This window comes from Bradyrhizobium dasycarpum (genome assembly GCF_042019905.1).
Lineage (GTDB): Bacteria > Pseudomonadota > Alphaproteobacteria > Rhizobiales > Xanthobacteraceae > Bradyrhizobium > Bradyrhizobium japonicum_B.
Genome location: NZ_CP169574.1, coordinates 4049068 through 4068718 on the forward strand (window position 1 = coordinate 4049068; position 19651 = coordinate 4068718).

The 19651-nt window shown below is 64.8% G+C and carries 20 protein-coding genes; 11 read left to right on the forward strand and 9 right to left on the reverse strand.

The features are described from left to right. Nucleotides 1-36 precede the first annotated feature (36 nt). Together ACETMP_RS19520 and ACETMP_RS19525 are read left to right on the forward strand one after the other, a co-directional pair. Nucleotides 37-1014, forward strand: coding sequence for a peptidyl-alpha-hydroxyglycine alpha-amidating lyase family protein (locus ACETMP_RS19520; protein WP_375157457.1), 978 nt, complete (start codon nucleotides 37-39; stop codon nucleotides 1012-1014). 204 nt (nucleotides 1015-1218) lie between these two features. Further along, nucleotides 1219-1776 (forward strand): HNH endonuclease, encoded by a 558-nt coding sequence (locus tag ACETMP_RS19525; protein WP_028134115.1) that lies wholly within the window; start codon nucleotides 1219-1221, stop codon nucleotides 1774-1776. 18 nt (nucleotides 1777-1794) lie between these two features. On the opposite strand, the gene ACETMP_RS19530 is transcribed toward ACETMP_RS19525, so the two are convergent. Beyond that, nucleotides 1795-2676, reverse strand: a complete 882-nt coding sequence (locus tag ACETMP_RS19530; RefSeq protein ID WP_375157458.1) for a DMT family transporter — start codon at nucleotides 2674-2676, stop codon at nucleotides 1795-1797. 147 nt (nucleotides 2677-2823) lie between these two features. Here ACETMP_RS19530 and ACETMP_RS19535 point away from each other — a divergent pair, with 147 nt between their 5' ends. The 6 genes from ACETMP_RS19535 (at nucleotide 2824) to ACETMP_RS19560 (ending at nucleotide 8267) form a co-directional block, all read left to right on the forward strand. Continuing rightward, entirely contained in the window at nucleotides 2824-3045 is a 222-nt protein-coding gene (locus ACETMP_RS19535) for a dodecin (RefSeq protein ID WP_028134113.1), read from the forward strand. A gap of 426 nt (nucleotides 3046-3471) precedes the next feature. Next, nucleotides 3472-4599, forward strand: a complete 1128-nt coding sequence (locus ACETMP_RS19540) for a TRAP transporter substrate-binding protein (RefSeq protein ID WP_375157459.1) — start codon at nucleotides 3472-3474, stop codon at nucleotides 4597-4599. Between the two features lie 116 nt (nucleotides 4600-4715). Further along, on the forward strand, nucleotides 4716-5318 hold the full coding sequence (locus tag ACETMP_RS19545) for a TRAP transporter small permease subunit (RefSeq protein ID WP_375157460.1): 603 nt from the start codon (nucleotides 4716-4718) through the stop codon (nucleotides 5316-5318). Next, complete coding sequence (locus ACETMP_RS19550; protein WP_375157461.1) at nucleotides 5315-6664, forward strand: TRAP transporter large permease subunit; 1350 nt, start codon at nucleotides 5315-5317, stop codon at nucleotides 6662-6664. Before ACETMP_RS19545 ends, ACETMP_RS19550 begins: the two co-directional genes overlap by 4 nt. 149 nt (nucleotides 6665-6813) lie before the next feature. After that, nucleotides 6814-8097: an amidase gene (locus tag ACETMP_RS19555; RefSeq protein WP_375161938.1), complete on the forward strand. Its 1284-nt coding sequence runs from the start codon at nucleotides 6814-6816 to the stop codon at nucleotides 8095-8097. After that, nucleotides 8094-8267, forward strand: coding sequence for a hypothetical protein (locus ACETMP_RS19560; RefSeq protein ID WP_375157462.1), 174 nt, complete (start codon nucleotides 8094-8096; stop codon nucleotides 8265-8267). Before ACETMP_RS19555 ends, ACETMP_RS19560 begins: the two co-directional genes overlap by 4 nt. A 44-nt stretch (nucleotides 8268-8311) precedes the next feature. Here the strand turns inward: ACETMP_RS19560 and ACETMP_RS19565 are convergent, their stop codons facing one another. The 6 genes from ACETMP_RS19565 to ACETMP_RS19590 form a co-directional block, all read right to left on the reverse strand. Further along, on the reverse strand, nucleotides 8312-9280 hold the full coding sequence (locus tag ACETMP_RS19565) for an ABC transporter ATP-binding protein (RefSeq protein WP_375157463.1): 969 nt from the start codon (nucleotides 9278-9280) through the stop codon (nucleotides 8312-8314). Further along, nucleotides 9277-10272, reverse strand: a complete 996-nt coding sequence (locus ACETMP_RS19570) for an ABC transporter ATP-binding protein (RefSeq protein ID WP_375157464.1) — start codon at nucleotides 10270-10272, stop codon at nucleotides 9277-9279. Before ACETMP_RS19570 ends, ACETMP_RS19565 begins: the two co-directional genes overlap by 4 nt. Continuing rightward, nucleotides 10272-11189, reverse strand: a complete 918-nt coding sequence (locus ACETMP_RS19575; protein WP_028134106.1) for an ABC transporter permease — start codon at nucleotides 11187-11189, stop codon at nucleotides 10272-10274. Before ACETMP_RS19575 ends, ACETMP_RS19570 begins: the two co-directional genes overlap by 1 nt. Continuing rightward, on the reverse strand, nucleotides 11155-12114 hold the full coding sequence (locus ACETMP_RS19580) for an ABC transporter permease (protein ID WP_028134105.1): 960 nt from the start codon (nucleotides 12112-12114) through the stop codon (nucleotides 11155-11157). Before ACETMP_RS19580 ends, ACETMP_RS19575 begins: the two co-directional genes overlap by 35 nt. Nucleotides 12115-12143: 29 nt before the next feature. Then, nucleotides 12144-13934: a peptide ABC transporter substrate-binding protein gene (locus ACETMP_RS19585; protein ID WP_375157465.1), complete on the reverse strand. Its 1791-nt coding sequence runs from the start codon at nucleotides 13932-13934 to the stop codon at nucleotides 12144-12146. Between the two features lie 261 nt (nucleotides 13935-14195). Beyond that, on the reverse strand, nucleotides 14196-15614 hold the full coding sequence (locus ACETMP_RS19590) for a M20 family metallopeptidase (RefSeq protein WP_375157466.1): 1419 nt from the start codon (nucleotides 15612-15614) through the stop codon (nucleotides 14196-14198). Between the two features lie 286 nt (nucleotides 15615-15900). Between ACETMP_RS19590 and ACETMP_RS19595 the strand changes: the two genes are divergently transcribed. From ACETMP_RS19595 to ACETMP_RS19605, 3 genes are all read left to right on the forward strand, one after another. Next, a complete protein-coding gene (locus ACETMP_RS19595; RefSeq protein ID WP_375157467.1) occupies nucleotides 15901-16872 on the forward strand; it encodes a S1C family serine protease in 972 nt (323 codons plus the stop codon). Between the two features lie 22 nt (nucleotides 16873-16894). Then, nucleotides 16895-17965, forward strand: a complete 1071-nt coding sequence (locus ACETMP_RS19600) for a phospholipase (RefSeq protein ID WP_375157468.1) — start codon at nucleotides 16895-16897, stop codon at nucleotides 17963-17965. A gap of 100 nt (nucleotides 17966-18065) precedes the next feature. Further along, nucleotides 18066-18254, forward strand: coding sequence for a hypothetical protein (locus ACETMP_RS19605; RefSeq protein WP_375157469.1), 189 nt, complete (start codon nucleotides 18066-18068; stop codon nucleotides 18252-18254). 74 nt (nucleotides 18255-18328) lie between these two features. Here the strand turns inward: ACETMP_RS19605 and ACETMP_RS19610 are convergent, their stop codons facing one another. Together ACETMP_RS19610 and ACETMP_RS19615 are read right to left on the reverse strand one after the other, a co-directional pair. After that, nucleotides 18329-18988, reverse strand: coding sequence for a DsbA family protein (locus tag ACETMP_RS19610; protein ID WP_028134097.1), 660 nt, complete (start codon nucleotides 18986-18988; stop codon nucleotides 18329-18331). A 73-nt stretch (nucleotides 18989-19061) separates the two neighbouring features. Beyond that, nucleotides 19062-19535, reverse strand: a complete 474-nt coding sequence (locus ACETMP_RS19615) for a PaaI family thioesterase (RefSeq protein WP_375157470.1) — start codon at nucleotides 19533-19535, stop codon at nucleotides 19062-19064. Nucleotides 19536-19651 lie beyond the last annotated feature (116 nt).

A 19651-nucleotide genomic window follows, 5' to 3' on the forward strand; every position in this document is an offset into this window, starting at 1 on the left:
CTTCGTCGCGCCCCGGAATGACAGGAGGAGAGATTGATGCCAGCGATTCTCGGCAGCGGCGAGCACCGCTATCGCGTCGTCGAAAACTTCGCAAAGCTCCCTGACGGCTGGCAGCTCACCGACGTCGCGTCGGTCGCCGTCGACAGCAGGGATCGCATCTACGTCTTCAACCGCGGCGCCCATCCGATGGTGGTGCTGGACCGCGAGGGCAATTTCCTGCGCAGTTTTGGCGAAGGCCTGTTCACGCGCGCGCACGGCCTGCACATCGATGCGGACGACAATCTCTATTGCACCGATGACGGCGACCACACCGTGCGCAAATGCACCACCGACGGCAAGGTGCTGCTGACGATCGGCATTCCCGAGAAGCCGTCGCCGTTCATGAGCGGCGAGCCGTTCCACCGCTGCACGCATACGGCGCTATCGCCGAAGGGCGAGATCTACGTCTCCGACGGCTATGGTAATGCGCGCGTGCACAAATTCACGCCGGACGGCAAGCTCATCAAGAGCTGGGGCGAGCCCGGCACCGATCCCGGCCAGTTCAACATCGTGCACAATATCGCCACCGACGCCGACGGCTGGGTCTATGTCGCCGACCGCGAGAACCATCGCGTCCAGGTGTTCGATGGCGAGGGCAGGTACGAGACGCAGTGGAATAACCTTCACCGGCCCTGTGCGCTTTGCTGCTGCGGCGGGGCGAAGAACCCGACTTTCGTGATCGGCGAACTCGGCCCCGGCTTGGCCGTCAACCGCAAGGTGCCCAATCTCGGCCCGCGGCTGTCGATCGTGAACGACAGGGGCGAGCGCATCGCGCGGCTCGGCGGCGAGGCCGGTCCGGGCGTCGCCAGCGGCAAATTCCTGGCGCCCCATGGCATCGCGCTGGATTCGCGGGGCGATATCTATGTCGGCGAGGTCGGCGTCACCGACTGGAAGACCAGCTTTCCGGACCAGGAGATGCCGGCCGTCGTGCGCGCAACGCGGTGCTTGCAGAAGCTGGAGCGGGTACGGGAGTAGCCGCAGCGGCACGCCACGCCTTCGGGGACAAAAGCAGTTCCGTGCTCGCCCCAGATCGCGGCGTTTTGAGCGCCTTTGCCACCCCGGCGCCGCATTGCTTGCGCCTGAATAAGTCGCTCAACAGGCTTCACAATCCCGTCACGCTGCATGTAGTATGTCAACACATGCTGCTTCGCAGCGTATATTGGAGGCCGGGAGCGTTACTTGAACGCACATGTCTCGCAAGGCAGTTGGCCGGTGTTGGTGCTGAATGCGGACTTCCGGCCGCTGAGTTACTACCCGCTGTCTCTCTGGTCGTGGCAGGACGCGATCAAGGCGGTGTTCCTCGACCGCGTCAACATCGTCGCTCACTACGACCAGGCGGTCCACAGTCCCACCCTGCAGATGCAGCTGCCGAGCGTCGTCTCGCTCAAATCCTTCGTCAAGCCGACCACCCACCCCGCCTTCACCAGGTTCAACGTCTTCCTGCGCGATCGTTTCGCCTGCCAATATTGCGGCTCGCCCGAGGACCTCACCTTCGATCACATCATCCCGCGCAGCAAAGGCGGCCAGACCACCTGGGAGAACGTGGTCGCGGCGTGCTCGCCCTGTAACTTGCGCAAGGGCAACCTGACGCCGGCGCAAGCCAAGATGTTTCCGCGCCAGAACGCATTCGCGCCGACCGTGCACCAGCTCCACCGCAACGGCCGCCTGTTTCCGCCGAACTACCTGCACGACAGCTGGCTCGACTATCTGTACTGGGATACGGAACTGGATCCGTAAGGGGCGCCAGTTCTCGCCTCATCCTCGCTGCAAGGCCAGCGTCACGCCGCCGAGCGTGAGCGCCATCGCCGCCCATTCGCGGTAGCCCAGCGGCTCGCCGAGAATGATCGCGGCGGAGACCACGCCGATCACGGGAACGATCAGCATGCCGGTCGAAGCCGTGGTCGGCGGCAGACGGCGCAGCGTCTCGAACCAGGTGACGTAGCAGACGCCCATCGGCACCAATGTCATGTAGACAAAGCAGCCGAGCCCCAGCGGGGTGATCGCGGTGACGTCGGGACCCTCGAACAGCATGCCGAGGACCAGCATCGCGGCGCAACCGAGGCCGACCTGCCAGGCGACCACGACCAGCGGGGGCATCGGCAGCGGCTTGCGATTGAGCACGTTGCCGAGCGCGAACAGGATGGCGCAGAGCAGCGCCAGCGCAATCCCGATCAGCTTGTCGGCGCTGAACGCAAAACCGTTGCCGCTCAAGAGCAGCGTGACGCCGGCAACGCCGAGGACCAGCCCGAACATATCGCGCGGCGTCGGCCGCGTGTGCAGCACCGGCCAGGCGAACAGCATCGCCCAGATCGGCATGGTGTAGGCGAGCAGAGCGCCCTCGCTCACCGTCACATATTTCATCGCGACCGTGCCGAGGCCCATCCATGCGAAGACATTGGTGAAGGTCGCGAACGCCAGCCGCGGAATCGCCTCGCGCGGAACGGCGAACGATTCCTTCCGGCTCAGCACCAGGGTACCGAGAATGAGCGAGGCGCAAACGCCCGCAAGCCCGCGCGCGAACAAGGGCGGCCATTGCTGGAGCAGCAGCTTCATCAGCGGCCAGTTCAATGCCCAGCCGAACGCCGTCACGCCGAGGCAGAGAGAGCCGATCGTCCTGTCGCGTCGTGCCGGATCCATCGGTACCGCTTAGCAGCCCGGCGCGGCCCGCTCCACCTCGGCCGGCGCATGCGGGCCATCGCGCAGAACGGAACCGGACCGCCTGGCGGTCGTTCAAATTGAGCTCACGCATCGATGCGTGCCGCAGCACAACCCTTGGAGGCCATCATGGCTGCAGCTGAAAAAGATCATGTCTATAAGATTCTGGATCTGGTCGGATCGTCGGAGACCTCGATCGAGGACGCAATCCAGAACGCGATCAGCCGCGCCTCGAAGACCATTCGCGAGATGAAATGGTTCGAGGTGGTGCAGACTCGTGGCCATATCGAAAACGGTGCGGTCGGCCATTATCAGGTCACGCTGCGCGTCGGCTTCACGCTGGAGGAATGACGACGCTCACCGGCCGAAGCGAATGCTGCCCTTGCCGGCGCAGCTGCGGGTGACGCTGAAGGGCTCGCCTTCGAACGTCATTGCCATCGACCCTCCGTTGGTCCGTTTCGGCGGTGCACACGCAGCTTTCCCAAGTCTGACGTCTCCAAGTCTGACGTCTCCAAGTCTGAGACGTCTCCAAGCCGAAGACCTCTCCCGGGCCTGAGAGAGCGTCTGCATTTGCTGCGCTGCGACACGCGACGAATATGCGGCTCCCGCAAACAAAAATCTCGCCGACATCCAAAATGCGACATCGCGCAGCTTGTCGGATGCCGGCATTGCGTCCAAACTGTGATCAAAGTCGCTGGAATGCGGCATACCTCCAGCGGTCATAAACGAAGCGCACCAAGCGCATTCGAACAATCCAGGCCGCCAGGGAGGACGTCCATGACTGCTAAGTCTGAAAAGACCAGAACGACTCGTCGCAAATTCCTGCTGACCGCCGGCGCGACTGGCGCTGCTGCCATCGCCATGCCCCAAGTGAGCCGGGCGCAGACAGCGACCTTGAAGATGCAGGGCTCGTGGGGCAAGGCCGATGTCTTCAACGAGATGGCCGAAGATTATGTGAAGCGCGTCAACGAGATGGCCGGGGGCCGGCTCCGCATCGACTATCTGGTCGGCGGGTCGGTCGTGCATCCGTTCCAGGTGTTCGACGGCGTTCATGGCGGCCAGATCGACGCGGCCCACACGGTGACGGTCTATTGGTACGGCAAGCACAAGGCAGCGTCGCTGTTCGGGACAGGTCCCGTGTTCGGCTTTAACGCCAACGAAGGCCTCGGCTGGATCCACAACGGCGGCGGCAAGGAGCTGTTTGAGGAGCTCCAGACCAAGATCATGAACGTCAACATCAAGAGCTTCTTCGCCATGCCGATGCCGACCCAGCCGCTCGGCTGGTTCAAGAAGCCGATCACCAGCGACGCCGATCTCAAGGGCTTGAAATATCGCACGGTCGGCCTTGCCGCCGATCTCTTCCAGGCGATGGGTGCATCCGTCGCGCAGCTACCGGGCGGCGAGATCGTGCCCGCGATGGAGCGCGGCGTGATCGACGGGTTCGAGTTCAACAATCCGACCTCCGACCGGCGCTTCGGCGCACAGGACGTCGCCAAGAACTACATGATGGGCAGCCACCATCAGGCGACGGAATATTTCGAGATCATGTTCAACCGAACCAAGTTCAACGCGCTGCCGAAGGAACAGCAGGCGATCCTGCAATACGCCGCCGAAGCCGTGTCCTCCGCCAACGAATGGAAGGCCATGGATTATTATTCCAAGGACCTGCAGGAGCTGATCAACAAGGACAAGGTCAACGTCCAGCGGACGCCGAAGTCGGTGTTCGACGCGCAGATCAAGGCCTGGGACGGCCTGATTGCCCAGCTCGGCTCGGATCCGTTCATGAAGAAGGTGATGGATTCGCAGAAGGAATGGGTGCGCCGCGTCGTCTACTACAACATGAACAACGCGACGGATTACCGCGGCGCTTTCGAGCATCACTTCCCGGGCGTGCTCAAGGTCTGACCGCTGTCGCAGCGCATCGCATCGGGCCGTATCGTGAGGGGCGGCGCAATTGAAGCGCCGCCCGCGACTTGGGAGGGGGACATCCGGATGGTCTGCTCGCAGCGAGTTCAGCTCGCATGACGAAATTCCTGTTCTTCATCGATGAGCTCAGCACGTGGGTGGGCAAGGCGTTCGCCTGGCTGATTCTCGTCCTCACACTGGGTGTCAGCTACGAGGTCTTCGTGCGCTACGTGCTGCGTGCGCCGACCACCTGGGCTTTCGATATCAGCTACATCACCTATGGCGCGATGTTCCTGATGGCCGGCGCGTATACGCTCTCGCGCAACGGCCATGTGCGTGCCGACGTGGTCTACCGCCTCTGGTCGCCGCGCACCCAGGCGACGATGGACCTCGTCCTGTATATCCTGTTCTTCCTGCCGGCGATCGCCGCGCTGATGTATTCGGGCTGGAACTACGCCCAGATGTCGGTGCGCTTCCGCGAGGTCAGCATCTTCAGTCCGGCCGGCGTGCCGGTGTTTCCGCTGAAGGCGCTGATTCCGCTCACCGGCTTCCTCCTGTTTCTGCAAGGGGTCGCTGAGATCATTCGCTGTGTGCTGTGCATCCGCACCGGCCGATGGCCGCAACGCCTGCACGACGTGGAGGAGACCGAGAGCCTCGTCATCCGCGAACATCAGCAGCACGCGGCCGAGCCGCAGAGCGAGAAGGCACCAGGCGCATGACCGATCCTCAACTCGGCATGTTGATGCTGGGCCTCTTCATCTTCATCATCATGCTCGGCTTCCCGATCGCCTTCACGCTGATGGCGATGGGCGTCTCGTTCGGCTACTACGCCTATTACACCCCCGGCCAGGACTTCTTCCAGAACCGCATCTTCACGCTTCTGGTGCAGAAGACGTTCGAGGTCACGTCCAGCGATGTGCTGGTTGCGGTTCCGCTGTTCCTGTTCATGGGCTATCTGATCGAGCGCGCGAACATTCTCGATCGTCTGTTCTACTCGCTGCAATTGTCGATGAAGAACGTGCCGGGCGCGCTGGCGGTGGCCACGCTGATCACCTGCGCGATGTTCGCGACCGCGACCGGCATCGTCGGCGCCGTCGTCACGCTGATGGGCCTGCTGGCCTTGCCGGCGATGCTGCGCGCCGGCTACGACACCAAGCTGTCGGCAGGCGTCGTCTGCGCCGGCGGCTGCCTCGGCATTCTGATTCCGCCGAGCATTCTGCTGATCGTCTATGCGGCAACCGCCGGCGTTTCGGCGGTCAAACTTTATGCGGCCGCTTTCTTTCCGGGGTTCCTGTTGGCCGGACTCTACGTCCTCTATGCGATGTCGCGCGCGATCATCAATCCCGCGCTGGCGCCGAAGCTGCCCCCTGAGCAGACCAACGTGCCGCTCAGCACGGTCATCTGGGCGCTCGCCACATCGTTCCTGCCGCTGGCGCTGCTGATCGTTTCGGTGCTCGGCGCGATCCTGTTCGGCCTGGCGACGCCGTCCGAGGCAGCCGCGGTGGGCGCCCTCATGAGCATCGTTCTGGCCGCCGCCTATCGTTCGCTCAACTTCACCATGATGCGCGAATCGGTCTATCTGACCGTGCGTGCCACCGCGATGGTCTGCTACCTGTTCATCGGATCGTGGACGTTCTCGGCAGTGTTTGCCGTCCTCGGCGGACAGACCGTGGTCGAGCAGTTCTTCGCCGCGCTGAACCTGTCGCCGATCGGCTTCCTGCTGTTGACCCAGGTGATCATCTTCCTGCTCGGCTGGCCGCTGGAATGGACCGAGATCATCATCATCTTCGTGCCGATCTTCCTGCCGCTGCTGCCCCAATACGGCATCGATCCGATCTTCTTCGGCATCCTGGTGGCCCTGAACACGCAGACGGCGTTCAACACGCCGCCGGTCGCGATGGCGGCCTTCTACCTGAAGGGCGTGGCACCGCCTCAGGTGAAGCTGACCGACATCTTCTCCGGCGCGCTCCCCTTCGTCGGCCTGGTCTTCCTCACCATGGCATTGGTCTACATCTTCCCGGGGATCGCATTGTGGTTGCCCACCTATCTCTATGGATCGCGATGAGCGCGCCTGGCAGACCGCCGAGAGGCCGCGCATGAGTCTCAGCGCGCTCGGCCTCATCGAAGCCGCGGCCGGCATCCGCGACGGCCGATTCAGTTCGGAAGAGCTCGTCGGCGACTGCCTCGAGGCGCATCGACGCGGTCGATCGCGATATCCAGGCGTGGGCGTTTCTTGATCGCGACCACGCGATGCGGCAGGCCGAGGCTGCTGACGATCATCGCAAGCACGGCAAGGCCATAGGCCCGCTGCATGGCGTGCCCGTGGGCATCAAGGACATATTCGACACCGGCGACATGCCGACGGAGTTCGGATCGGAGCTGTGGGCCGGACGCACGCCGCGGCGCGATGCGGCGGCCGTGGCGCGTCTGCGGGCGGCCGGCGCCGTGATCCTCGGCAAGACGGTGACCACCGAGTACGCGTACTACAATCCGGGCAAGACCCGAAATCCGCACAACCCGGATCACACGCCCGGCGGATCGTCCTCGGGCTCGGCCGCGGCCGTCGCGGCGCTGATGGTACCGGGTGCTGTCGGCTCGCAGACCAACGGCTCGGTGATCCGTCCTGCCGCCTTCTGCGGCGTGGTCGGTTTCAAGCCCTCGCATGGCCTCATCCCGCGCAGCGGCGCGCTCGAATTGTCGCGCACGCTCGACCATGTCGGCGTGTTCGGGCGCAGCGTGGAGGACGTGGCCCTGCTGTCCGAGGTCATGGTCGACCTCGACCCGGAGGATCTGGACACGCGGCCTGTTGCGCGCCCGCCATTCTCTGCGGTAGCGGCGAGCGAGCCGCCGTTGCCGCCGCGATTTGCCTTCGTGCGCTCTCCGGTCTGGGATCAGGCCGAGCCGGCGACAGGTGAGGCCTTTGCCGAGCTTGTCGAGGCTTTGGGCGAGGCGTGCAGCGAAGTCGAGCTCGGGCCGAGCTTCGACAGAGCCGTCGATATGCACCGCATCATCATGGAAGCCGATATGGCGCACAATCTGCGGCGCGACTATCAGCGAGGCGGCGACAAACTGAGCACGCGCCTGCGCCAGGCGATCGAGCGCGGCCGCGCGCATCTTGCGGTGGATTATTGCGGCGCTCTGGCCGGGATTGCGCCGCTCAACCAGGCTCTGGACCATGTTTTCGACGAATACGACGCCGTCCTGACGCCTGCGGCGCCGGGTGCGGCGCCCGGCATTGAAACGACCGGCAACCCGGTTTTCTGCACGCTCTGGACCTATCTCGGCGTGCCCGCCATCAGCCTGCCCTTGATGCGTTCCGAAGCCGGCCTTCCGCTGGGCGTGCAGCTCGTCGGCCGCCGCGGCAACGATGCCCGCCTCTTGCGCACGGCGCGCTGGCTCGTCAAGACGATCGGGCGCACGCGTGGCAGCGCTCGGCGCAACGTGCCGGGCGCCGGGACGAATTCGACTCCCCGCGCGGAGAAAAGGAACGTGCGATGACCAATCTGATCACTGGACTCATCGGCCTCGCGCTCATGATCACCTTTCTTGGGATCCTGCTGGTTTGGATCAAGGCCGTTCCCCTCATCGTCATTGTGGTGGGCGTGGTGATCCTGGCGGTGATCGATTTCGTCCAGTCACTGCGGACGACGAACGGCACGCCTCGCTGAGCGCCATCGCAGGTTCGTCCCCGCAAGGCAGTCGCGCCGCACCTTCACGCCAGGTGGCAGGCCACGAGGTGACCGTTCGCCCCCTCCTTCAGCGCCGGTGCGCTCTCCGCACAGCGCGGCTGGGCGATCGGGCAGCGGGTGTGGAAGTGGCAGCCCGAGGGCGGCTTCATCGGGCTCGGCACGTCGCCCTTGAGACGGATGCGCTCGCGCTTCAGCTTGGGATCGGGCACCGGCACCGCCGACAACAACGCCCTGGTGTAGGGATGCTGCGGATTGCGGTAGAGATCGCTGGCTTTCGCCAGCTCCACGATGCGTCCGAGATACATCACCGCGACGCGGTCGGAGATGTGCTCGACCACCGAGAGGTCGTGCGCGACGAAGAGATAGGTGAGGTTCAGCTCAGCCTGGAGGTCTTCCAGCAGATTGATGACCTGGGCCTGGATCGACACGTCGAGCGCCGACACCGGCTCGTCGCAGACGATCAGCTTCGGCTCGACCGCGAGCGCCCGCGCGATCACGATGCGCTGGCGCTGGCCGCCGGAGAATTCGTGCGGATAGCGCCGCATGTGCTCGGCCTTGAGCCCCACCTTGACCAGCAGGCTGGCGACGCGCTCCTCGCGCTCCTTTGCCGAGGATCCGAGCTTGTGGATGACCAGCGCCTCGCCGAGAATCGCACCGACCGTCATGCGCGGATTGAGCGAGGCGAACGGATCCTGGAACACCAGCTGCATGTTCCGCCGCATCGCGCGCAGATCATCGCCGCCCAGCTTGCGCACGTCCTGGCCGTCGAAGGTGACCTCACCGTCGGTCGGCTCGATCAGGCGCAGCACGCAGCGTCCCGTGGTCGACTTGCCGCAACCGGATTCCCCGACGAGACCGAGCGTCTCGCCGCGGTTGACCGAGAACGACACGCCGTCGACCGCATAGACGGTGCCGACCTGACGCGACAACAGGCCGCCGAGCACGGGGAAATGTTTCTTCAGGCCGCTGACGCGGAGCAAGGGTTCGCTCATGACGCAGCTCCCACGCTCAGATCTCCCAAGTGACAGGCCATGCGGTGGCCCGGCGCGATCTCGCGCAGCAGCGGCTCCTTTTCGGTGCAGACATTCATGGCGAACTTGCAGCGCGGCGCGAAGCGGCAGCCGACCGGCGGATTGATCAGGATCGGCACCGAGCCGCCGATCGCCTCCAGCCGCGTCTTGTGCTCGCTGTCGAGATCGATGCGCGGGATCGAGCGGATCAGGCCCTGGGTGTAGGGATGGCGGGGATCGCCGAAGAGATCGTCTACGGGGGCTTCCTCGACCACCTTGCCGGCATACATCACGACGACGCGCTGGGCGGTTTCGGCGACGACGCCCATGGCATGGGTGATCAGCATCACCGCCATGCCGAAGCGGTCCTTCATGTCCTGGAGCAGATCGAGGATCTGGGCCTGGATGGTGACGTCGAGCGCCGTGGTCGGCTCGTCGGCGATGATCAGCTTCGGCTTGCAGGCGAGCGCCATCGCGATCATCACGCGCTGGCGCATGCCGCCCGAGAATTGATGCGGATAGTTGTGCACGCGGCCTTCCGCGTTCGGGATCTGCACCAGCTTCAGCATCTCGATGGTGCGCTCGAGCGCCTGCTTCTTGGTCAGCGCTTCGTGCCGGCGCAGGCTTTCGGCGATCTGCTCGCCGATGGTGAGCACCGGGTTGAGCGAGGTCATCGGCTCCTGGAAGATGAAGCCGATCTCCTTGGCCCTGATCTCGTCCAGCTGATTGCTGGTCAGCGGCACCAGATCGCGTCCCTCGAAGATGATCTGGCCAGCCGCGATCCGGCCCGGCGGCATCGCGATCAGCTTCAGGATCGACATCGCGGTGACGGTCTTGCCGCAGCCGGACTCGCCGACGACGCAGAGCGTCTCGCCGCGGTTGATGGAGATATCGACGCCGTCGACGGCCTGCAGGATGCCGTCGTCGGTGGAGAAGTGGGTCTTCAGACCCTTGATCTCGAGCAGCGGCGCCATCAGATCACCCGTCGCGCATCGAGCGCGTCACGCAGGCCGTCGCCGATGAAGTTGATGGCGACCACCGCGATGAAGATGGCGCCGCCCGGAAACAGCGCCCAGTGCGGGCCGATGTCGAGAAAGTCCTTGGCGTCGTACAGCAGCCGGCCCCAGGTCGGGGTGTCCGGCGGGAAGCCGAGGCCGAGGAAGGAGAGGGTCGATTCCGCGATGATGGCGGCGGCGACGTCGATGGTGCCGGCGATGATCACGGGGCCGAGCGCATTGGGCAGGATGTGGCGCACCACCTGCCGCACCGGGCTGGCGCCGAGCGCGCGTGCAGCTTCGACGAACTCCTTCTCGCGGATCGACAGGAACTGCGCGCGCACAAGCCGGGCCACCGGCATCCAGCGCAGGCCGCCGATCACGAGCACGATCAGGATGAAGATGCCGCCCTCGGGTCCGAACGCCTGCTTCAGCCCGTCGCGGAACAGATAGATCAGCAGCAGCAGCAACGGCAGCTGCGGCAGCGACAGGAACAGGTCGGTCAGCCACATCAGGCCATGACCGAGCGCACCGCGCGACATGCCGGCGAGCGCGCCGATCAGCACGCCGACCAGGACCGAGACCAGCATGGCGGCAAGTCCGACCGCCAGCGAGATGCGCCCGCCATAGATCATGCGGGCGAGGATGTCCTGCCCCAGATCGTCGGTCCCGAAGGGATGGGCCAGCGAGGGCCCCTGCATGCCCGCGACGATGTCGATGTCGTCCATCTTGACGCGCCAGACGAAGGGGCCGAGCACCACTGCCAGGATCAGAACGAGGAGCAGGACCGCACTCACCACCGCAAGCTTGTGCCGGCTATAGCGCCGCCACGTCTCGCGCCAGGGCGAGTAGACGCGCCGCTCAGCGGAAGGAGATGCGAGGGTCAAGCCAGCCATAGAGCACGTCCGCGATGAGGTTGAACAGAACGACGAGGCACGCGAAGACGAAGGTGACGGCCATCACAACCGGCGTGTCGTTGGAAAGAATGGAAGAGATCAGCAGCGAGCCGATGCCGGGGATTCGGAAGATCTGCTCGGTGACGATCGCGCCGCCGAACACCGCCGGCATCTGCAAGGCGATCAGGGTCACGACCGGGATCATGGCGTTGCGCATGACGTGCTTGACGATGACCTTGGCCTGGCCGAGGCCCTTGGCGCGCGCCGTGGTGACATAATCGAGACGGATCACGTCGAGCATCGCCGAGCGCACGAAGCGCGTCATCGACGCCGCCTGGAACAGGCCGAGCACCGCCACCGGCATAATCGCCTGGCGGATCATTTCCAGCACCCAGCGGATACCGGTCGCCTTGATGTCGGTGGTGTAGACGAATGGCAGCCAGTCCAGCGTGATCGAGAAGATCAGGATGAACAGAATGCCGGTGAAGAAGGTCGGAAGCGAGAAACCGACGAAGGCGAGCGTGTTCGCGACCTGGTCGAACAGCGAATAGGGCTTCGTCGCGGCGTAGACGCCGACGGGAATGGCGATCAGCAGCGCCAGGATCTGCGCCGAGCCGATCACATAGAGTGTGGCCGGCAGGCGCTGGAGGATCAATTGGTCGACGTCCATCCGGCTGACGAAGGAGAAACCCCAATCGCCGTGCAGCATGGCGTTGAGCCAGTGCAGATAGCGCAGGTAGATCGGGTCGTCGAGGCCGAACTTGGCCCGAAGCGCCGCCTGCACTTCGGGCGGCACGTTCGGGTTGGTCGCCAACTCGGAAAACGGATCGCCGGGCGCGAGCGCGAGCACGACGAACAGGACGACCGAGATTCCGAGCAGGCTTGGAATCGCGATCAGCAGGCGACGCAGGACGTATTGGCTCATGAGGGAAAGCCCCGTCTAGTTTTGGGGGATCATTCCTCGCGATACCAGTCGAACAAGTTGTCGGTCTCGTTGGCCCAGCCGGAGATCACCGGGCGCAGATTGTTCGCAGCCACCTCGACCTTGAGGCGATGCATCACGGGGATGAACACCGTGTCCTGCCACATCAGGTCGTTGGCCTTGATGTAGTGCGCGGCCCGCTTGACCGGATCCATCTCGCTGTCGGCGGCCTCGATCACCGCGTCGTACTCTTTATTGACCCAGCGCGGAAAGTTGGTGCCCTGCCACTTGTTTTCCTTGGTCGCGACGTTGCTGGAAAGGTAGCGACGCATGTGCTGCGACGGATCGGGCTGGCTCAGCGGGATCTGAAACATCTCGATGTCGGCATAGAATTTCGGATAAGTGTCGGGATTGGCGACGTCCGACGAGAAGAACACCGAGGCCACCACCGACTTCAACTCGACGTCAATGCCGGCCTTCTGACAGGCCTGCTTGACGATCGCCTGGGTCTTCTGGCGCGGACCGTTGATCGAGGTCTGATAGACGATTTTCAGCTTCTTGCCGTCCTTCTCGCGGATGCCGTCGGCGCCGGGCTTCCAGCCGGCGTCCTCGAGCATCTTGGCCGCCTTCTCGATGTTGAACTCCCAGCTCGTGTTCTTGGAGACGAACTTCTCCGGACCGTTGAGGAAGTTCGCGGTCGTGCGCCCGGCGCGGCCGTAGATCGCCTTCTTGACGGACTCGCGGTCCACCAACAGAGACAGCGCCTTGCGCACGACGGGATCCGAGAACAACGGATGCTTGGTCTTCATCGAAGACCGCTCGCCGTCGATCTCGACGTTCGGATCGGTGAAGTTGAGCGCGATGAACTCCGTGTCACCGCCCACGGCGTAGACGGTCTTGCCTTTGCCGCCCTTCTCCAGGCGCAGCAGCACGTCGTCCTCGACCTGAATGTTCCAGCCGAAATCGTACTCGCCGGTCTGGATCACCGCACGAGCGGCCGAGACGGCGTCGCCGCCTCCCTTCATCTCAAGCGTGTCGAAATAGGGCCGGTTGGCCATGTGATAGTCGGGATTGATCACGCCGCGGATGAGATCGCCCGGCTTGAACTCGACGAATTTGTAGGGACCGGTGCCGACCGGCGCGAGGTTGGTCGGGGCTTCGCGCGATTTGGAGCCGATGAAATCGGCGAACAGGTGCTTCGGCAGGATCTGGCCGGTCGCACCGACGAAGGCGTCGGCCCAGAACGGCGTCGGCTTCGGGAAAGTGATCTTGACGGTGAGATCGTCGATCTTCTCGACCGTGAGATCGCGATAGGTTGCGATGGTCACAGCCGCAGTGGCCGGATCCTTGATGTACTGCCATGTGAATACGAGATCATCGGCCGTGAACGGCTTGCCGTCATGCCATTTCACGCCGGGCTTCAGCTTCCACGTCACCGACTTGCCGTCGGCGGCGAGCAGGCCGTTCTGGATCGAGGGGATCTCCGCCGCCAGCACCAGCTTCATGTTGCCGTCCGGATCCCAGCAGGCGAGCGGTTCGTAGAACAGACGCGAGCCGTCCTGGTCCTTGGTGCCGGTGGCGAAATGCGGATTGAGCAAGGTCGGTCCTTGCCACCACAACAGCTTCAGCGCACCGCCGCCGCCGCGCTTGGTCGGCTTGTAGGTCGAGGCGCCCTGGGCCATCGCGACGCCGCCGAGCGCGAGGATCTGGTTGGCCAGGGGAGCGGTGAGGCCGACCGCGGCCATGTGCGTGATGAAGGCGCGGCGATCCATCCGCCCGTCCTTCACCTGCCCGATCATCGAACGCAGTTCTTTATCCAGCATGGTTGTCCCCCGTCTGGTTCCCATCGTGATGAAGACGGCCGGCAAAGGCGGCCGCCCAAATAGCTGGCAGTAGATGGCACACCGAATGGGGGGCGCGTCAACTGGGACCGTGTGTATGCAAACGGTCTTCTGGCTGTCTGTTGGGCAAAACTGCGTTCCGCAGCCCATCCGTTCGGCAATCCAGCATCAAAACACGCTGGATTGCACGCTGCACTGCGGAAAATTTGTTCGCCCGATCAGACGAAGTATCGAGGCAAAATTCTACGCGATGGACATGTCGAGCGGCGGCTCGACGTGATCTGGCAGCGGACAGACATAAGGTGTTCTCGCGGTGCGCTTCTTCAGGTCGGCCTTGGCCGCCTTGATCAGCTCCGGATACATCAACGCCTTGATGCCGAGACCGGCCATCGCCTTGGCCGCCTGCACCATGGCCTTGTGGGCATGCGGGCTCTTGCCCTGCGCCACCACCTGCCAGGTGTGGAAGGGCGTGCCGATCGCGACCGTCGGGGCGTGGACCTGCACGGTCGGCACCACCCAGCTGACGTCGCCGACGTCGGTCGACCCGACCAGCGGGTTGCGCTTGGCATCGAGCGGCACCAGGAAGTCGGCCAGCGGCCGATCGGTCGGCTCCATGCCGATCGCGTAATAGACCGACGCAATGTCCTTGTCGCTCAGCGTCGCGCGGATCTGGCCGGCAAAGCTCTTGTCGGCATCATCGAAATGCGGCGGCCCGAGCTCTTCCATGACCCGGTGCAGCGCCTGCTCCAGCGGCGCGTTCGGCAGGATGTTGGAGACTGCGGAGATGATCTTCATCTCCATCTTGGTTTCCGTCATCAGCGCCGCGCCTTGCGCGATCTTGGACACGCGCTCGACCAGCTCGTTCATGCCGGGCAGATCACGCGCGCGGATCGAATAGCGCACCCGCGCATGGGCCTGGACCACGTTGGGGGCGATGCCGCCGGTATCGAGCAGCGCGTAATGCACGCGCGCGTCGCTCGGCATGTGCTCGCGCATGTAGTTCACGCCGACATTCATCAATTCCACCGCATCGAGCGCGGAACGGCCGAGATGCGGCGAGGCCGCGGCGTGCGAGGTTCGGCCCGTGAAGATGAAATCCGCGCGCGTGTTGGCGAGCGAGGGCGTCACCGCGACCTCCCAGAAGCTGTGCGGATGCCAGGTGATGGCGATGTCGGCGTCCTCGAACGCGCCGGAGCGCACCATGAACGCCTTGGCCGCGCCGCCTTCCTCGGCCGGGCAGCCATAATAGCGCACGCGGCCGGGCACCTTGTTCTCGGCAAGCCAGTCCTTCACCGCGGTCGCGGCGAGCAGCGCGGCGGAGCCGAGCAGATTGTGACCACAGCCATGGCCGTGCCCGCCGGCCTCGACCGGACGATGTTCGGCGACACCCGCTTCCTGGCTGAGACCGGGCAGCGCGTCATATTCTCCCATGAAGGCGATGACCGGACCGCCCTCGCCCCACTCGCCCATCACCGCGGTCGGAATGCCGGCGACCTTCTCGGTGACGCGAAAACCCTGATGACGCAGCTCGGCGAGATGCTCGGCGGCGGACCGCGCCTCGGTGTAGCACACCTCGGGCATGCCCCAGACCCTGTCGCTGAGGTCGATGAAACGCGCTTTGATCGTGTCGACGCCACGCCAGATGTCGCTGCGGTTGTCCATTGTCTGTTGTCCGTGATCTCTTGGTCAAACCAAGCGGCAATGGTTAGCAGCTCCACCGCACCCCGCCTAGCAGCGACGGGGGCATCAGCCATGCGACGCATGCCGGATTGAGGGGGCCCGCCGCTCGTATGCTGGGCGTTCCTGCGCATTTCGAAGATTTCACGCGGCGCTCTTGCGAATAGTTGGGAACGAGGCTTTCAAGACGGCCTCTCACGGCCTAAATTGTCCATGCATCGCGCGTCGTTCCGCCAGCACGGCAGCGATGTTCTCAGCCAGGAGAAACTCCATGTCCACCCTGACCGAATGGAGAGTGCCGCCGGCCAATCAGCCGCGTGCGAGCGATTACGGTTTCGACCTCGACCGGGCGCTCGGATCGATCGTCGGCCTGCACGCCATCATCCCGCCCGACGCCTTCAGCGCCGAGACGCTGGGCACCGAACGCGCCGGCAACGGCGTCGTAATCGACGACGGGCTGGTGCTCACGATAGGTTACCTCATCACCGAGGCGGAATCGGTGTGGCTGCACCGCGCCGACGGGCGCGTGGTGGAGGGTCATGCGCTCGGCTTCGATTCCGAGACCGGCTTCGGCCTGGTGCAGGCGCTCGGTGATCTTGATATCGAGCCCCTGTCGCTCGGCAACTCGGCCGACACCCGGCTCGGCGACCGCGTCGTTGTCGGCGGTGCTGGCGGCCGCACCCGCTCGGTCGCGAGCCAGATCGTGGCCAAGCAGGAATTCGCCGGCTATTGGGAATACCTGCTGGACGAAGCCATCTTCACCTATCCCGCGCATCCAAACTGGGGCGGCACCGCGCTGCTCAACGAGGGCGGCGAGCTGATCGGCATCGGCTCGCTTCAGCTGGAGCGCGAACGCGGCGGCAAGGCCGAGCACGTCAACATGATCGTCCCGATCGACCTGTTGAAGCCAATCCTGGAGGACTTGCGCAAGTTCGGCCGCGTCAACAAGCCGGCGCGGCCCTGGCTCGGGCTCTACTCGACCGAGATCGACAATCGCGTGGTGGTGATCGGAATCTCCGCCAACGGTCCGGCCGCGCGCGCCGAGCTCAAGGCCGGCGACGTCATCCTCGCCGTTGACGGCGACAAGGTCACCAGCCAGACCGCGTTCTACAGGAAGATGTGGGCGCTCGGCGCCGCCGGCGTCGACGTGCCGCTCACCGTGCACCACGAAGGCGTCACCTTCGACGTCACGGTAGCCTCGACCGACCGCTTCAAGCTGCTGAAGGCGCCGAAGCTGCATTGACTCTCCCCTGAAGGAAGCCGCGATGAGCGAGGCCGTGATCGACGACATCGTGGCCGTGCTGCCACCGCTGCTCAATGCGCTGGAGGCGCTCGGATTCTTCGCCCGGCATCTGCACCCGCCGGCCTTTGCGTCCGTGATGAACGCGGTCGGTGCCCCCGACGAGGTGCTGCGGAAGGCACGGGCTTCGACCGGAGATTGGCCGGACCAGTTCGCCGGCCTGCGTGAGCGGCTCGATACGGCCTGCGACGAGACGCTCGCGGCCTTTGCCGGCCTCCGTGAGGTCGAGCGCGGCAACGGCGATCTCGTCGCGGTGTTCCGCGCGCTGCGCCACCTGCCGCGCGCGCAGGAGGCGCTTTATCCGCTGGCAATGCAATTTCCGCCGGTGAGCAGCTTCTTCCTCGACGCCGCCAATCGCGACAATGCGGACGTGCTGTCTCGGCTCGAAGCCGGCGCAGGCGAAGATACCGGCATCTTCCACGATCACAACGAACCCGGCAGCCGCGGCGGCTTTTCGGTCTACGTGCCCGAATATTACCGGCCCGACCGCGCCATGCCGCTGGTGATGGCGCTGCATGGCGGTAGCGGCAACGGACGCGGCTTCCTGTGGAGCTGGCTGCGCGACGCGCGCAGCCTCGGCGCCATCCTGGTGGCGCCGACCGCGACCGGCCCGACCTGGGCGCTGATGGGCGACGATGCCGATACGCCCAATCTCGTGCGTATCCTTGAGACCGTGCGCAGCCGCTGGGCCGTCGATGCCTCGCGCATGCTGCTGACCGGCATGAGCGACGGCGGCACTTTTTGTTATGTGAGCGGGCTCGACGGCGCCTCGCCCTTCACCCATCTGGCGCCGGTGTCCGCGACCTTCCACCCGCTGATGGCGGAGACGGCCGACGCCACGCGCCTGCAGGGGCTGCCGATCTTCATCACTCACGGCAAGCTCGACTGGATGTTTCCCGTGCAGACCGCGCGCCAGACGCAGGCGGCGCTCGCGGCCGCCGGTGCCGACGTCACCTATCGCGAGATCGACGACCTCAGCCACACCTATCCGCGCGAGATCAATGCGGAGCTGGTGCAGTGGCTGAATGGAAAATGAACAACCCGTCCTTAGATGCGCCGCATCGCCGCGGAACCATCGTGCCGCGCCCGACGTTATCGGCGCGTCACCGGAGGTTCGCTATGAGGACGTTTTTGGAATGATTTTGGGCGCGCTGCTTCTTGCCGGCGGCGTCTACGTCTATGACTCGATGCAGACCTCATCCGTCGCCAATGGCGAGGTCGCGGTCACCAATCGCACCATCGTGAACTGGGACGTCGCCAAGGCGGATTGGGATGCGTTGCGCGATCGCGCACACAAGGACTGGGTCCGGATCTCGTCGAAGTAACGACGCTCTATCATGAACAGGCGCCGTCGCGGACCCGCGGCGGCGCCTTTGTGTTGGCTGCGATCAAGGCTGCGTCAGTTCATCTTGGCCTTGCGGGCATCGGCGATGACCTGCTCGAACTCGGCCATGCTGAGCACGCCCGGCACGCGGTACTTGCCGACGATGAAGGACGGGGTGCCGCGGAAGCCGAAGGCTTCGGCCTGATCATTGTTGCGCTTGAGCAGGGCATCGATGTCGCTGCCACGGCCGGCAAGATCGCGTTTCAGCCGGTCCATGTCGACGCCGGCCGCCGCCAGCAGCTCGTTGATGCGCGGCTCGGTCAGGCGCGAGCTGACGGCCATCAGGGCGTCATGCGCCTGGTGATACTTGTCCTGGAATTTCGCCGCGAGTGCGGACCGCGCCGCCGTGACCGAGACCGGCCCGAGGATCGGCCAGTCCTTCATCACCAGCCGCACCTTGCCGTCGTCCTGGACGACCTGCCGCAGCTCGGGCTCGAGCTTGCGGCAATAAGGACAATTGTAATCGGACCATTCGACGATGGTGACGTTGCCATTGGGATTGCCGGCGACGGGCGTGTCGGGATCGCGCAGCACCTTGGCTTCGGTCAACACCTCGTCGTCACCGGCGGCTGCCAGTGCCGGGGTGATGCGGCCTGCCGCGAGGGCGCCCGCTCCGATCAGCGTCAGCGCCGCGCGTCGCGTCGGCACCAGGCCCTTATTCCCAGATCCAGCCATATCTCGTCCCGTTTCGGTCCCATCTTCCCGAATACGGTTCGGGGTCGGGAATTGTTACTGGTCATATAGAGCGTCACGGCGGCGATGTCATGGCACCCGCAGCGTGAATGCGCGGAAGCATCGCCATCAACGTCCCGGTCATCGTGGCAATCAGCGTGGTCTTGCCCTCATGTTCGGCAAACGCTCTGGCCTCGCAGAAGGTCAGCGTGCGGCCGGGCTTGACCACCTCGGCCTTGAAGACGAAGCGCTCGCCCCTGGCCGGCGCGGGCAGCGTGGTCTTGAACTCGACGGTAAGGATATCCGCCTCGCGCGGCATCAGGGTGAAGGCGGCAACGCCGCAGGCGTTGTCCAGCCCGGCGGTGACGATGCCGGCATGGACAAAGCCGTTCTGCTGGGTGAAGGCCGCCGAATGCAGCATCGCCAGCTCGACCTCGCCCGGTGCGAGGCGGACGATCACGATTCCGAGCGTGTGCATCGCCGGCTGGCGATCGAACATGGCGATGGCCGCCGCCCGATAGCCCGGGTTCTTGGGCTCGAACGCAGCCATGGCTCAGGCCTCGGCCGACCCAGCGGGATGCCGGCGAGCGATCTCGCGGACGGCATGAGCGAAAGATGCGGCTTCGCGCCGGCCTCGGTCCATGTGCACGCCTCTCCCTGGCTTTG